16 protein-coding genes are annotated in these 12,804 nt (G+C 72.4%); 7 read left to right on the top strand and 9 right to left on the bottom strand.

Going from position 1 to position 12,804, the window contains the following annotated elements:
- The first annotated feature begins 15 nt into the window (after positions 1-15).
- Positions 16-867: a PHP domain-containing protein gene (locus ACQPZ4_RS03780; protein WP_433056140.1), complete on the top strand. Its 852-nt coding sequence runs from the start codon at positions 16-18 to the stop codon at positions 865-867.
- Positions 864-1,637 (top strand): TetR/AcrR family transcriptional regulator, encoded by a 774-nt coding sequence (locus tag ACQPZ4_RS03775; protein WP_433056137.1) that lies wholly within the window; start codon positions 864-866, stop codon positions 1,635-1,637. Before ACQPZ4_RS03780 ends, ACQPZ4_RS03775 begins: the two co-directional genes overlap by 4 nt.
- Here ACQPZ4_RS03775 and ACQPZ4_RS03770 read toward each other — a convergent pair.
- On the bottom strand, positions 1,634-2,878 hold the full coding sequence (locus tag ACQPZ4_RS03770; protein WP_433056134.1) for a glycoside hydrolase family 18 protein: 1,245 nt from the start codon (positions 2,876-2,878) through the stop codon (positions 1,634-1,636). The two genes, ACQPZ4_RS03775 and ACQPZ4_RS03770, sit on opposite strands and share 4 nt — an antisense overlap.
- 114 nt (positions 2,879-2,992) lie before the next feature.
- Here ACQPZ4_RS03770 and ACQPZ4_RS03765 point away from each other — a divergent pair, with 114 nt between their 5' ends.
- The 3 genes from ACQPZ4_RS03765 to ACQPZ4_RS03755 are packed head-to-tail and all read left to right on the top strand — an operon-like array spanning position 2,993 to position 5,248.
- Positions 2,993-3,610, top strand: a complete 618-nt coding sequence (locus tag ACQPZ4_RS03765; RefSeq protein WP_433056131.1) for a MarC family protein — start codon at positions 2,993-2,995, stop codon at positions 3,608-3,610.
- Between the two features lie 38 nt (positions 3,611-3,648).
- Positions 3,649-4,476 (top strand): RecB family exonuclease, encoded by an 828-nt coding sequence (locus ACQPZ4_RS03760; RefSeq protein WP_433056127.1) that lies wholly within the window; start codon positions 3,649-3,651, stop codon positions 4,474-4,476.
- Positions 4,460-5,248 (top strand): LLM class flavin-dependent oxidoreductase, encoded by a 789-nt coding sequence (locus tag ACQPZ4_RS03755; RefSeq protein ID WP_433056124.1) that lies wholly within the window; start codon positions 4,460-4,462, stop codon positions 5,246-5,248. Before ACQPZ4_RS03760 ends, ACQPZ4_RS03755 begins: the two co-directional genes overlap by 17 nt.
- A 167-nt stretch (positions 5,249-5,415) precedes the next feature.
- Here ACQPZ4_RS03755 and ACQPZ4_RS03750 read toward each other — a convergent pair whose 3' ends face one another.
- The gene (locus ACQPZ4_RS03750; protein WP_433056121.1) at positions 5,416-5,616 is read right to left on the bottom strand and encodes a DUF4190 domain-containing protein; all 201 of its coding nucleotides are present in this window, start codon (positions 5,614-5,616) and stop codon (positions 5,416-5,418) included.
- An 82-nt stretch (positions 5,617-5,698) separates the two neighbouring features.
- Here ACQPZ4_RS03750 and ACQPZ4_RS03745 point away from each other — a divergent pair, with 82 nt between their 5' ends.
- Positions 5,699-6,904, top strand: a complete 1,206-nt coding sequence (locus ACQPZ4_RS03745) for an acyl-CoA dehydrogenase family protein (RefSeq protein WP_433056118.1) — start codon at positions 5,699-5,701, stop codon at positions 6,902-6,904.
- Here ACQPZ4_RS03745 and ACQPZ4_RS03740 read toward each other — a convergent pair.
- Genes ACQPZ4_RS03740 through ACQPZ4_RS03715 form a run of 6 tightly spaced genes read right to left on the bottom strand, consistent with a single transcriptional unit; the run spans position 6,867 to position 11,426 of the window.
- The gene (locus tag ACQPZ4_RS03740) at positions 6,867-7,295 is read right to left on the bottom strand and encodes a CoA-binding protein (protein WP_433056115.1); all 429 of its coding nucleotides are present in this window, start codon (positions 7,293-7,295) and stop codon (positions 6,867-6,869) included. The genes ACQPZ4_RS03745 and ACQPZ4_RS03740 overlap by 38 nt on opposite strands.
- 9 nt (positions 7,296-7,304) lie before the next feature.
- Positions 7,305-7,976, bottom strand: a complete 672-nt coding sequence (locus tag ACQPZ4_RS03735; protein WP_433056112.1) for a hypothetical protein — start codon at positions 7,974-7,976, stop codon at positions 7,305-7,307.
- 17 nt (positions 7,977-7,993) lie between these two features.
- On the bottom strand, positions 7,994-8,695 hold the full coding sequence (locus ACQPZ4_RS03730; protein WP_433056109.1) for a hypothetical protein: 702 nt from the start codon (positions 8,693-8,695) through the stop codon (positions 7,994-7,996).
- Positions 8,696-8,739: 44 nt separating this feature from the next.
- On the bottom strand, positions 8,740-9,450 hold the full coding sequence (locus tag ACQPZ4_RS03725; RefSeq protein WP_433056106.1) for a hypothetical protein: 711 nt from the start codon (positions 9,448-9,450) through the stop codon (positions 8,740-8,742).
- A gap of 57 nt (positions 9,451-9,507) precedes the next feature.
- Positions 9,508-10,419, bottom strand: a complete 912-nt coding sequence (locus ACQPZ4_RS03720) for an SDR family NAD(P)-dependent oxidoreductase (protein ID WP_433056103.1) — start codon at positions 10,417-10,419, stop codon at positions 9,508-9,510.
- 53 nt (positions 10,420-10,472) lie between these two features.
- The gene (locus tag ACQPZ4_RS03715; protein ID WP_433056100.1) at positions 10,473-11,426 is read right to left on the bottom strand and encodes an HpcH/HpaI aldolase/citrate lyase family protein; all 954 of its coding nucleotides are present in this window, start codon (positions 11,424-11,426) and stop codon (positions 10,473-10,475) included.
- Between the two features lie 73 nt (positions 11,427-11,499).
- On the opposite strand from ACQPZ4_RS03715, the gene ACQPZ4_RS03710 reads away from it, so the two are divergent.
- The gene (locus ACQPZ4_RS03710) at positions 11,500-12,324 is read left to right on the top strand and encodes an SDR family NAD(P)-dependent oxidoreductase (RefSeq protein ID WP_433066220.1); all 825 of its coding nucleotides are present in this window, start codon (positions 11,500-11,502) and stop codon (positions 12,322-12,324) included.
- Here the strand turns inward: ACQPZ4_RS03710 and ACQPZ4_RS03705 are convergent.
- The gene (locus tag ACQPZ4_RS03705) at positions 12,302-12,796 is read right to left on the bottom strand and encodes a hypothetical protein (RefSeq protein ID WP_433056097.1); all 495 of its coding nucleotides are present in this window, start codon (positions 12,794-12,796) and stop codon (positions 12,302-12,304) included. The two genes, ACQPZ4_RS03710 and ACQPZ4_RS03705, sit on opposite strands and share 23 nt — an antisense overlap.
- Positions 12,797-12,804: the final 8 nt, after the last annotated feature.

Below are 12,804 nucleotides of genomic sequence, written 5' to 3'. Positions count from 1 at the left end.
CCCTAGACTGGGGACGTGCGGATCGATCTTCACGCCCACTCGACGGCCAGCGACGGCACCTCGACCCCGGCCGAACTGGTCGGGGAGGCGGCCGCGGCCGGGCTGGACGTCCTGGGCCTGACCGACCACGACACCACCGGCGGCTGGGAGCCGGCGTTCGCGGCCCGGCCCGAGGGGCTGGCCATCGTGCCCGGGGCGGAGCTGTCGCTGCGCTGGCACGGCGGGGCCCGGCCGATCGGGCTGCACATGCTGGCGTACCTGTTCGACCCGGCCGACCCCGCCCTGTCGGCCGCGCTGGCCCGCGTGCGCAGCTCCCGCGAGACCCGGGCCGAGCGGATGGTCGACCTGCTGGCCGCCGACGGCATCGACGTCACCTGGGACGAGGTCCTGCAGGACGCGTCCGGCGGCACCGTCGGCCGCCCCCACGTCGCCCAGGCGCTCATCCGCCGCGGTCTGGTCGGCACGGTCACCGAGGCGTTCCGGCCGGAGTGGCTCGGCGCGCGTTATCGGGTACCAAAGGAGGATCTTGAGGTTTTCGAGGGCCTCCGGCTGATCCTCGGGGCGGGTGGGGTGCCCGTGTTCGCGCATCCGCGCGCAAGCGTGCGGGGCCCGATCGTGCCCGATTCGCTCATCGTCGAACTGGCCGCCGCCGGGCTCTTCGGGCTGGAGGCCGACCACACCGACCACAACCCGCGCGAACAGGCCGAGATGCACGCCCTCGCCGACCGCCTGGGCCTGGTCACCACGGGCAGCAGCGACTACCACGGCACCAACAAGACCGTCCGGCTCGGGGCGCGGACCACCTCGCCCGAGGTGCTGGCCAAGATCGTCGCGGCCGGGCGCGGGAGCGAGGTGGTCGGCGGGTGACCACGGAGTACAGCGGGGCCGGCGATCCCCGCCGCAGCATCGACCTGCTCTGGGGGCGGCTGCCGGGGCCGGCCGCGCGCCGGGGGCCGCGGCCCAAGTTCACCGTGCCCGGCATCGTGGCCGTCGCCGTCGCGCTGGCCGACGAGGAGGGGCTCCCCGCGGTGTCGATGCGGAAGGTGGCGGAGCGCCTGGGGGTCACGGCGATGTCGTTGTACACGTACGTGCCCAGCAAGTCCGAGCTGCTCGACGTGATGGTGGACGCGGTGGCCGGCGAGGCGGTCCGCGACGCGTACGCGTCCGGCGGCTGGCGCGACCGGCTCACCGAGGTCGCCCGGTCCAACTGGGAGCTGTACCGGCGGCATCCCTGGCTGCTCCAGGTGGCCACCAGCCGGCCCGTGCTGGGGCCGAACACGATCGCGAAGTACGACTGCGAACTGCGGGCCTTCGACGGCACCGGGGTCTCCGACGTGGAGACGGATCAGCTGCTGAGCCTGGTGCTGGACTACGTCACCGGAGCCGCTCGGGCCGCGGTGCTGGCCGACCAGGCGGAGCAGCGCACCGGCCGCAGCGACACGGAGTGGTGGGAGGCGTGGGCGCCGCTGCTCTCGGAGGTGCTGGACCCGGCCCGCTACCCCACCGCGGCGCGGATCGGCCAGGCCGCGGGCGAGGAGTACGGCGCCGGCAACCCCGCCCGCGCGTTCGCCTTCGGCCTGGACCGGGTGCTCGACGGCATCGAGCGTTTCCTGCCGCCGAGCACCCGCCAGTACTAGCGCAGGGTCGTGTAGAGCGCCTTGGTGAGCGAGCCGTTGGCGTCGTCACCGTCCAGCGACCAGATCATCGCGCCGCCGTAGCCGGCGAGGCGGACGTACAGACCCTTCTGGGCCACGACGATCGGGTCGTCGAAGGTCCAGAACGTCGTGCCGTTGAACAGCCACGCCTGGCCGGAGAGCAGGTCGTGGTACACCTTGTAGCCCTGCTTGGGCAGCGTGGCGAGGACCTTGTAGTCCTCGTTGCCGGCCGCCCAGGTGCCCGGGGCCGCGCCGGTCGCGGGCTTGAACAGGCCGTTGCCGCCGCCGGTCACGCCGGTCCAGCCCTGGCCGTAGTAGGGGACGCCGAGCACGAGCTGCTTCTTGGGCGCGCCGCGGTCGGCCCACGCCTTCAGCGACGTGGAGCCGCTGAAGTCCGGGGTGGTGGGGGCGTTGCGCGGCACGAACAGCGCCGACTGCTGGTTGGTGGTCGTCTCCCACGTGCCGTGGAAGTCGTAGCCCTGGACGGTACCGAAGTCGAGGTACTTGAAAATCTGGTTGGCCTCGAAGCCGGCGTCGATCTTCGCGGGCGCGGCCGGCAGGAAGGCGGTGAGGGTGGCCTTCTTGCCCAGCTGCTTGCGGAACTCCGCCACGAGCTTGGTGAAGTTCTGCTTGTCCTCGGGCCGGATCACGTTGCCCGGGTTGCCCTCGGAGCCCGGCCACTCCCAGTCCAGGTCGAAGCCGTCGAACACGCCGGTCGACATGAACGTGTCGATGCAGGACTTCACCAGCGTCTTGCGCGACTCGTCGGTCAGCGCGGCGTTGGAGAAGTTCGCCGACAGCGTCCAGCCGCCCAGCGACATGAGGACCTTCAGGCCGGGGTGCATGGCCTTGAGCTTGCGGAGCTGGTTGAAGTTGCCGGCGATGGGCTGGCCGGCCACGTCGGCGACGCCGTCCACGCTCTCCTCGGCGGAGACCGGGCGCTGGTAGTCGGCCCACGGGTCGACGGAGGCGCACTTGCCGGTCGCGTCCACGCCGCCGAACGCGTAGTTGATATGGGTCAGGCGGGAGGCCTGGCCGCTGGTCTCGAGGTTCTTGACGAAGTACGAGCGGCCGTAGATACCCCACTGGATGAAGTACCCGACCCGCTTGTACTCGTCCTGGTGGGAGACGCCATTGGCGCCGGCTGCCGTCGCGGGCGCGAGGGCCAGCGACGTCACCGCCAGCGCGGCCGCGACCCCCGCCAGGAGCCTGCGTTTGCCCATGAGCCCTCCATTTGTAAGGAAAGTTTTCGGTTCTCTGGGCAACGTAGGGGCGGGGTTCGATGGCGTCAAGACCCAGGTATCCGCTCGATATGGGCCTGCTATGACAATCCGGTCGTGGATTTGAAGCTTCTCGGCGAAGTGTTCGTGACCCTGCTCGTCATCCTCGACCCGCCGGGGGCCGTGCCGATCTTCCTCGCCCTCACCGGGCAGATGGAGCGGCGGGCCCGGCACCGGGCGGCGCTGCAGGCCGTGCTGCTCGCCCTCGGGGTCATCGTGGCGTTCGCGGTGCTGGGCCGGCAGATCCTGGCCTACCTGCACATCGACCTCCCCGCGCTGCAGGGCGCCGGCGGCCTGCTGCTGCTCCTGGTGGCGCTGGAACTGCTCACCGGCAAGACCGACGACCCGCGCGGCGAGGCGACCACGAACGTCGCCCTGGTGCCGCTGGGGACCCCGCTGCTGGCCGGGCCGGGCGCGATCGTCGCCACGATGCTGTTCGTGCAGCGGGCGGACCACCTCAGCGGGTACACGTCGATCGCCGTCGGCATCCTGGCCGTCATGGCCGTCGTGTACCTCGTGCTGCGCTTCTCCGGCGTGCTGGTGCGCATCCTGCGGCCCAGCGGCATCGAGGTCGTGACGCGCATCGCCGGCCTGCTGGTGGCGGCCATCGCGGTGCAGCTGCTCGCGGACGCGATCGGGGCCTTCGTGACGACGTACCTGCACTCGCCGCACTGACATCGCCTTTTGTCTTTTTGTCGTACCCGGCTGGCAGGATGCTGGGCGTGGAGCAGTTGGGACTTTTCGCATCACCGCCGCGGTTGTTCACGTGCACGCCGAGCAAGCTCGGGAGCTACGAGGACTGCCCGCGGCGCTACCGGTTCACCTACGTCGACCGCCCGGCCCCGCCGAAGGGCGCGCCGTGGGCGCACAACTCGCTCGGCGCCTCGGTCCACACGGCGCTGAAGAACTGGTATGCGCTGGAGCCCGACCGCCGCCGGCCCGAGGTGCTGCCCACCCTGCTCAAGGCGACCTGGGTGCGCGAGGGCTACAAGGACGACAACCAGGAGCGCGAGGTGTACCGCCGGGCGCTGGGCTGGCTGGAATCCTATGTGGACACCCTGGACCCGCAGGAGGACCCGGTCGGCGTCGAGCGCACGGTCGCGGCGCGGACCGAGACGCTCGCCCTGTCGGGGCGGGTGGACCGGATCGACCAGCGGGGCGCCGAGCTGGTCATCGTGGACTACAAGACCGGCCGCAACGGCGTCTCGGAGGACGAGGCGCGGGGGTCGCGGGCGCTGGCGCTGTACGCGATCGCGACCGCGCGGGTCTTCCGCAAGCCCTGCCACCGGGTCGAGCTGCACCACCTGCCGACCGGGACGGTGGCGGCGTTCGACCACACGGACGCCTCCCTGGACCGGCACCTGCGCCGGGCGGAGGCCACGGCGGCGGACATCCTGGCCGACGCGGAGTTCGCGCCGCGGCCGGGGGCGCAGTGCTCCTGGTGCGACTACCGGAAGGTCTGCCCGGAGGGTTCCACCTCGCCGGCGCGCGACCCGTGGACGGCGGTCGAGAGGGGGCCGGGCGATGCGGTTCGGGATTGACGTCTGCACGCTGGGCGAGTTCGCGGAGCCCGCGCTGGTCGTCGACATCGCGTTGGCGGCGGAGGCGGCCGGGTGGGAGGCGCTGTTCGTCTGGGACCACCTGGCCTTCGCGTGGGGGGTGCCGTCGGCCGATCCCTGGGTGACGCTGGCGGCCGTCGCGCAGGCCACGTCCGAGCTGCGGATCGGCACCGCGGTGACGCCCCTGCCCCGGCGCCGGCCGCAGGTGGTGGCGAGCGCCCTGACCACGCTCGACCGCCTGAGCCGGGGCCGGGCGGTGCTGGGGGTGGGCATCGGCGGGGTGGACGTCGAATACACGGCGTTCGGCGAGAGCGCCGACCTCAAGTCGCGGGCCCGCCTGCTCGACGCCGGGCTGGACACGGTCGCGGGGCTGCTCGGCGGGCACAGCGTCAACGGGGTGACCCTGAGCCCCCTGCCGATTCAGCAGCCGCGGCCGCCGATCCTCGTCGGGGGCGCCGGCAAGGCCGCGCTGCGCCGGGCGGCCCGGTGGGACGGCTGGCTCGCGGCCGGGGACGACGAGGACGGCTCGATGACCACCTCCCCGTCCGAGATCGCCGCCGCCGTCGAGCTGATCCGCGAGCAGCGCGACCTGGCGGCGGGACCGTTCGAGGTGGCGCTGGTCGGGGCTTCGCGGGGGCCTGATGACCCGCTGCTGGCCGAGTACGCCGATGCCGGGGTGACCCTCTGGCTCGAGCACATCCACTTGCGCCGGGACTCGCTGGAGGGGCTCATGCGCCGCATCGGCGACCGCTAGGGCCTAGGCCCTGTCCTGTCGATCATGTCGAGCCGAGACGAGGTCCAGATTTCGTCTGCGTGCGCGCCGTGGAGGCCTGGCTACCGGTGTTGTAACCAGGCCTTCGCGGCGTGTGCGCAGGCGGAATCTGGGCCCGTCGCAGGCCGGCATGATCGGCAGGACAGGGCCTAGGCGAAGTAGATGATCGGCAGGCCGCAGACCACGAGCAGGACCGTGTAGCCCACGATCATGGCGGCCAGGGCCAGTCCCGCGCCGGGGCGCTGCTCGCGGCGGCACTGGGACCAGGCGATGTGCCCCATCAGGATGCCGAACGGCGGGATGAGCACGGCGCAGATCAGGGCGGCTATCGACAGGCCGTTCACTCGCACCTGAGAACCATTTCACATGGTCTGTCGGCTTCGGAAGGTCGATACTCCTCGCATACCCGCCAGTAACTTCGAGGAGGTCTCCATGGCTCGGCTGGCTCGGACGCCCGGACTCAGTGATGTGCAGGAGTCGATGCTGGAGACCGTGCGGGCGTTCGTCGACAAGGAGATCATTCCGCACGCGCAGCAGCTCGAGCACGACGACGTCTACCCGGCCGACATCGTGGCCGGGATGCGGGAGATGGGGCTGTTCGGGCTGACCATCGGCGAGGAGTACGGCGGGCTCGGGGAGTCGCTGCTGACCTACGCGCTCGTCGTGGAGGAGCTGTCGCGCGGCTGGATGTCCGTGTCCGGGATCGTGAACACGCACTTCATCGTGGCGTACCTGGTGTCGCAGCACGGGTCCGAGGAGCAGAAGCGGCGGCTGCTGCCCCGGATGGCGACCGGCGAGGCGCGCGGGGCGTTCTCGATGTCGGAGCCGGGGACCGGGTCGGACGTGGCCGCCATCCGCAGCAAGGCCGTGGCCGACGGGGACGAGTGGGTGCTCGACGGGCAGAAGATGTGGCTCACCAACGGGGCGTACTCGTCCGTCGTGGCCACGCTCGTCAAGACCGAGCTCGGGGCCGAGTCGGTCTACGGGAACATGACGACGTTCCTGCTCGAGAAGGAGCCCGGGTTCGGGCTGAACGAGCAGCTGCCGGGGCTGAACATCCCCGGGAAGATCGAGAAGATGGGGTACAAGGGCGTCGAGACCACCGAGATGGTGCTCGACGGGGTACGGGTCCCGGGCTCGGCGGTGCTGGGCGGGGCCGAGAAGGTCGGGCGCGGCTTCTACCAGATGATGGACGGGATCGAGGTCGGCCGGGTGAACGTCGCCGCGCGGGCGTGCGGGATCTCGATCCGGGCGTTCGAGCTGGCCATCGCGTACGCGCAGCAGCGGCACACGTTCGGCCAGCCGCTGGTCAAGCACCAGGCGATCGCGTTCAAGCTGGCCGAGATGGCCACGAAGATCGAGGCGTCGCACGCGCTGATGGTCGGGGCGGCGCGGCTCAAGGACGCCGGGCAGCGCAACGACGTCGAGGCGGGCATGGCCAAGCTGCTGGCCAGCGAGTACTGCGCCGAGGTGGTCCAGGAGTCGTTCCGCATCCACGGCGGGTACGGCTACTCCAAGGAGTACGAGATCGAGCGCCTGATGCGCGAGGCGCCCTTCCTGCTGATCGGCGAGGGCACCTCCGAGATCCAGAAGACGATCATCAGCCGCGGTCTGCTGCGGGAGTACCGGGCCCAGTGATCGCGTGCACCGCCCGGACGACCGCGATGCACGTGTTCTCCAGGAAGTCGACCCCGGCCTCGGCGGCCAGCGCGCGGCCCTCGGGGCTGTAGATGTCCTGCTGCAGCCAGATCGCGGGCGCGCCGATGGCCAGCGCGTCCTTGACGACCTGGGTGGCGTCGGCCGACGGCCGGAACACGTTGACCATGTCGACCGGGAACGGAATGTCGGCCAGCGTGCGGTAGGCCCGCTCGCCGAAGATCTGCTCGGCGAACGGATTCACGGGCACGATGCGCCAGCCGTGCCGCTGGATCTGCAGCGGTACCGCATGAGCCGTCTTCGACCGATCCCGCGAAGCCCCCACGACGGCGATGGTCGCTGACTCGCGCAAAATCTGTGCAGCAGAACGCATGCCCCAACGCTAGCGCGGCGGCCCGTACTCCGGCCCGCACCAGCTCAGCACGCGATCGGGCCGCAAGGTCGCCACGTCGAAGCCGACCGTCCAACTGGTCGCATCACTCATCCGCAGTTCGACGCGAGGCTCGCCGGTGAGCCGGATCGCCTCGAGACGCACGGTCGGAACCGAGCGCGGGAGCTCCGAGTCCGAGTTCCGCAGGTCGTAGTCCGGCCGGGTCTTCGCGCTGGGGGTGCAGGCGAAATCGAGCTTCCCCTCGCGCCCGGACCACCGGCCGCGGGTGCGCAGCCGATACCGGACCTCGTCGGCGGAGGGCCGCACGCTCACCACCTCGAACCGGCCGTCCTCGGAGGTGGCCACGACGTCACGGGGAAGCGACGACTGGCCGGCCCCGCCGGCCTGGGCCGCGGAGGCGCTGACACCACCCGCGCACCCGACGATCAGCGCCAGCCCGCAAGCCGCACCGGCCGCGACCCTGGCTGCCGGCCGCGGCCGCAGGCCCAGCCCGCCCGCACCGCCGAGCAGCAGCAGACCGCCCACGAGCACCGCCGCGGTCCGCCCCGGGCTCTCGATCGGCATGAGGGCGACCGATCGCCACGCCGCGTAGTGGGCGATCGCGACGCCGGCGACCGCGATGGCCGTGGCCGCACCACCCGCCGCCGCCAGCAGGCCGGTCATCCAACGCATGCCCCAAGCTAGCGCGCGACGAGGATCGGGCGCGGCCCCCCGTGCAGGCCGGCGGCGAGGCGCGCGGAGAGCAGCAGGCCGTGTACGCGGGCCGCCTCCGCGGGGTCGCCGATCGCGCCGCGCGCGGGTGCGTGGGTCTGGTAGTAGCCCAGCAGGTCCGTGAGGAACAGCAGGCTGGCGTCCACCCCGGCCGGGCGCAGGGTCACCGGGCGGCGGCGGCCGGCGACGGCCAGGTCGAGGCGCGGCACCGCGCGGTCGCCGTTGAGCTCGACGGCGTCGAGGGCTTCCCAGGGGTACCGGATGCCGCGCACGTCGATCCCGCCCGGGTTCAAGCGCAGCACGGAGGCGCCGCGGGTCAGCCGCGCGACGAGCAGTCCGCCGACGCCGGCGGGCACCGCGGCGAGCGCCAGGGCAACAGACAGCGCGACGAGCCCGAAATCCAGCCACAGGGCCGCGAGCACGACCGTCGCGGCGAGGGCGAACGCGCGGCCGGCCCGGGCCGCGACCAGCAGGGGCGCGGCGAAGAACTCGAACGCCGGCCGGGCCGGGGGCTCCGCGCGCCGGCGCAGGTCGGTGAGCGCGTGGCCGAGCCCGATGACGGCGATCGCGACCAGGCCGAAGAGGGTGAAGCCGCCCGGCGCCACCAGGTGCACGAGCCCGGCCGCCGCCCCCACCAGGAGCGTCGGGGCGACAACCCAGAGCCAGCGCATGATGCAAAGGGTAGGAACGCCCGGGACGAAACCGCGTCGGGCGATCAGGTGGGCTGGCGGGCGAGCGTGCCGCGCAGGCGCTCCAGCTCCTCCGGCAGGCCGATCGCGGCGCGGTGGGAGGGCTGCTCGACGTACGAGTGGATGGCCCGGAACAGGAACCACAGCGACACGTCGAGGGGCACGTCCTGGCCCGGCTGGAAGCGCTTGATCGGCCGCCCCTCGACCAGTTCCGGGCGGACGATCATCCACAGCGAACTCTCCGGGCCCGGACCGAGCGCCGCCCACGGGACGAAGGTGCGGCCGCCGTCGATCGCCAGGCCGTGCGGGGTGATGAGCAGCGGGCCGCTGCGGATCATGCGGAAGAGCAGCAGCAGTACCGTGCAGCCGTTGAGCACCAGGATCGCCCAGGCCATGGTCGGGACGATCCGGCCGGCCACCCGCAGGCCGTTGAGGGCCATGAGCAGCAGGGCCGCGCTGAGCAGGCCGTTGAACAGGCACTGGCGGCGGAACGCGGGCAGCGCGGCGAACGCGGGCTCGCCGCGGAACAGCATGAGCCGGAACGTCGACGGGCCCCGCGTGCTGCGGGTGAGCTGGACCAGCCCGAACACGATGCCGAGCACGGTCAGCGGCTGCAGCACGATGATCAGGGGCAGGAACATCCCGGGCTCGCCGGACAGGAGCACGACCTCGCAGGCCGCCGCCACGACGGCCGGCGGTGCGAGCAGCACCGCGTAGTCAGCCGGACGAGCCCCCATGCGGCCAAACATAGCCAGCAAACCTGGACATTCGCTGACCGCGCGGTGGGTGCCGGCTCAGCGGTACTGGGCCTCCCGCACGCTGTTCCCGCCGTCGATCACGAGCATCTGGCCGGTGATGTAGGACGCGCCGGGCGAGCACAGGAAGGCGATGGTGGCCGCGACCTCCTCCGGCGTGCCGGGGCGCCCCATCGGCGTGCCGAAGCCCTGCTTGAGCTCGACCAGGGTGGACGCGCCGGTGTGGATGATGCCGGGGGCGACCGCGTTGACCGTGATGCCGTCGGCCACCAGCTCCATGGCCAGGGCGCGGGTCAGCCCGACCACGCCGGCCTTGGCCGCGGCGTACCCGGCCTCGGCGGGCAGCGCGTTGACCGGCCCGGCGGTGGCCGCGAGGTTCACGATCCGGCCCCAGCCGTGCTCGGCCATGCCGCCGACGAAGGCCCGGCTGACCAGGAACGCGGTGGTGAGGTTGCGGTCGATCTCGCCGCGCCACTCCTCGTAGGTGAGCTGGGCCACCGGGCGCAGCACCTCGGGGCTCGCCTTGCTGGCCAGGCCGGCGTTGTTGACCAGGATGTCGACCGCGCCGAGCCCGTCGAGGATGGCGTCGGCGAGCGCGCCGACCTCGGCCTCGACGGTGAGGTCGGCCACGAAGCCGATCACGCCGAGCTCGCTCGCCCGGTCGTGGATGCGCCGCGTGGTCGACACGATGGCGACCGAGGCGCCCATCTGCTTGAGGCGGCGGGCGGTGGCGTAGCCGATGCCGTCCGGGCTGCCCGCGCCGGTGACCAGAGCCACCCGGCCGTCGAGCCGGTCGATCGCGGTCGGCTGCTCCTCCTCGACGGTCTCGCCGTCGAGGTCGGGGCCGCTGGACGGTACGGCGCGCAGGGTCCGCCGCGCGGAGGACGGCCGGCTCGCGTCGCGCCGGCCGCTCTTGCCGGCGGGGCCGCTGGAACGTAGGTCGGGTGCCATAGGGCAAATCCTGCCTGCCCGATACACCACCGGGCAATGCGACGCGCGTTTTCTCAGTTCGGTGGGGTGAATGAGGTTTTGCGAATCATCCCGCCGGCCCGCCCCTTGGCCGCGATGACCAGCGCCATCTTGCGGGAGGCCTCGTCGATCATCTCGTCGCCGAGCATGACGGCACCGAGCTTGCCGCCCTCCTCGGACGTGTAGTAGTCGTACGCGTCCAGAATGAGCTCGGCGTGGTCGTAGTCCTCCTGGGCGGGCGAGTACACCTCGTTGGCCGCGTCGATCTGGCCCGGGTGCAGCACCCACTTGCCGTCGAAGCCCAGCGCGGCGCTGCGCCCGGCGACCTCGCGGAACGCGTCGACGTCGCGGATCTGCAGGAACGGCCCGTCGATGGCCTGCAGGTCGTGCATGCGGGCGGCCATCAGGATGCGCATGAGGATGTAGTGGTACGGGTCACCCGGATAGCCGGGGATCAGCCCGCCGACGACCAGGGACTTCATGTTGATCGAGGCCATGAAGTCGGCCGGGCCGAAGATGATGGTCTCCACGCGGGGGCTGGCGGCGGCGATGGCGTCGACGTTGACCAGGCCCGCGGCGTTCTCGATCTGCGCCTCGATGCCGATCCCGCCGACCGGCAGCCCCATGGTCTTCTCGATCTGGGTCAGCGTCAGGTCGAGCCACTCGATCTGCCCGGCGCTCTGCACCTTGGGCAGCATGACGGCGTCCAGATTCGCGCCGGCGCCCTCGACGACCTCGATGACGTCGCGGTACGTCCACGGCGTGGTCAGGTCGTTCACGCGCACCACCCGCGTCTTGCCGGCCCAGTCCCCCTCGTTCAGGGCGGCCACGATGTTCTTGCGGGCCTCGGGCTTGGCCAGCGGCGCCACCGCGTCCTCCAGGTCCAGGAACACCTGGTCGGCCGGCAGTCCCTGGGCCTTGCCGAGCATCTTCACGCTCGATCCGGGGAGGGCGAGGCACGAGCGGCGCGGTCGTCCGAGGGCGGCCATGGCGGGCTCCTTAGCGAAGGTTCAGGCGGCTACCAAACGGTAACCTCGTGGCGTGAGTACACAGAACTCCCCTGTGGGAGATCTCACCGGCCGTACGGTGGTCATCACCGGGGCCAGCTCCGGCATCGGTCTGGCCGCCGCCCTCGACATGGCCCGGCGCGGCGCCAACCTGGTCCTGGTGGGCCGCAACCCGGCCCGTCTGGAGGCGGCCGCCACGGCGGTCCGGGCGGCGGCGAACGGCCGCACGATCCCCGCGTACCGCAGCGACTTCGCCAGACTCGACGACGTCCACGTGCTGGTGGACCAGCTCCGCCAGCGCCACGAGCGCATCGACGTGCTCGCCAACAACGCCGGCGGCGTGGTGCGCGGCCACCACATCACGCCCGACGGCTTCGAGGCCACCCTGCAGACCAACCACCTGGCCGCGTTCCTGCTCAGCAGCCTGCTCCGGGAGCAGTTGCGGGGCGGCCGGATCATCAACACCGCCTCCGGCGCGCACGCGATGGGCGCGCTGGACCCCGCCGACCTGCGGGGCGCGCGCAAGCGCGGGCTGTGGCGCACGTACGGCTCGGCCAAGCAGGCCAACATCCTCTTCGCCGCCGAGGCCGCGCGGCGCTGGCCGGACATCATGTCGGCCGCGTACCACCCGGGCTTCGTCCGCAGCCGCTTCGGCGCCTCGATCGGCGTGAACGTCATGGCCAAGGTGGCGCCGTTCGCGCGCACGCCGGAGCGGGGAGCCGACACCCTCACCTGGCTGGCGGCGACACCGGCCTCGCAGCTCACGTCGGGCGGGTACTACATGGACCGCGAGCTGACCCGGCCCAACCGGGCGACCGACGATCCCGCCCTGGCCGCGCGGCTGTGGGAGGAGAGCCTCAGCGCCGTGGGTCTTTCGTAGCCCCGCGGACCTTGTGCAGCCGGAACGGCCGGCGCGGGATGCGCGTGGCCGGCGTCGGCCGCGGCGGGGCGGCCTGGGAGTCCTCGGGCAGCTCCGCCGAGCCGGCCGCCGGGCTCAGCCGGCTGACCACGCAGCGCTCGGCCCAGCCGCGGGCGAGGTCCTCGGCGCCGCCGGAGCCGTTGAGGCGCTTGCCGGCCAGCTGGGGCACGAGCTCGGCCCAGGCCTCGTCGTCCGGCGCGATCCGGGTGACCTCGGCGGGGAAGGTGACGATCCGCCCGCCGTGGTCGCCGCGCAGGCTCACCTCGGCCGTGGCCGCCTCGGCCAGGCCGGGGACCGCCTGCTCGCCCTCGCCGCTGACCACGAGCAGGGCGCCGCCGAGCCAGGCGCACCACACGAGCGTGGCGGGCCGGCCGCCGACGCCGATCCAGGCGACCGCGGCCTTCTTCGCCGCCTCTTCGACCAGCGCGTCCATGCCGGACA

Source organism: Dactylosporangium sp. CS-033363 (assembly GCF_050942475.1).
Lineage (GTDB): Bacteria > Actinomycetota > Actinomycetes > Mycobacteriales > Micromonosporaceae > Dactylosporangium.
This window is presented reverse-complemented; position numbering and strand designations above follow the sequence as displayed.

Bases quoted from the DNA above. Each gene is read 5' to 3' on its own strand.
- ACQPZ4_RS03760 (WP_433056127.1), top strand. From the start codon at position 3,649: ATGCTGGGCGTGGAGCAGTTGGGACTTTTCGCATCACCGCCGCGGTTG.
- ACQPZ4_RS03715 (WP_433056100.1), bottom strand. From the start codon at position 11,426: ATGGCCGCCCTCGGACGACCGCGCCGCTCGTGCCTCGCCCTCCCCGGA.
- ACQPZ4_RS03725 (WP_433056106.1), bottom strand. From the start codon at position 9,450: ATGGGGGCTCGTCCGGCTGACTACGCGGTGCTGCTCGCACCGCCGGCC.
- ACQPZ4_RS03730 (WP_433056109.1), bottom strand. From the start codon at position 8,695: ATGCGCTGGCTCTGGGTTGTCGCCCCGACGCTCCTGGTGGGGGCGGCG.
- ACQPZ4_RS03735 (WP_433056112.1), bottom strand. From the start codon at position 7,976: ATGACCGGCCTGCTGGCGGCGGCGGGTGGTGCGGCCACGGCCATCGCG.
- ACQPZ4_RS03740 (WP_433056115.1), bottom strand. From the start codon at position 7,295: ATGCGTTCTGCTGCACAGATTTTGCGCGAGTCAGCGACCATCGCCGTC.
- ACQPZ4_RS03755 (WP_433056124.1), top strand. From the start codon at position 4,460: ATGCGGTTCGGGATTGACGTCTGCACGCTGGGCGAGTTCGCGGAGCCC.
- ACQPZ4_RS03705 (WP_433056097.1), bottom strand. From the start codon at position 12,796: ATGGACGCGCTGGTCGAAGAGGCGGCGAAGAAGGCCGCGGTCGCCTGG.
- ACQPZ4_RS03745 (WP_433056118.1), top strand. From the start codon at position 5,699: ATGGCTCGGCTGGCTCGGACGCCCGGACTCAGTGATGTGCAGGAGTCG.
- ACQPZ4_RS03720 (WP_433056103.1), bottom strand. From the start codon at position 10,419: ATGGCACCCGACCTACGTTCCAGCGGCCCCGCCGGCAAGAGCGGCCGG.
- ACQPZ4_RS03770 (WP_433056134.1), bottom strand. From the start codon at position 2,878: ATGGGCAAACGCAGGCTCCTGGCGGGGGTCGCGGCCGCGCTGGCGGTG.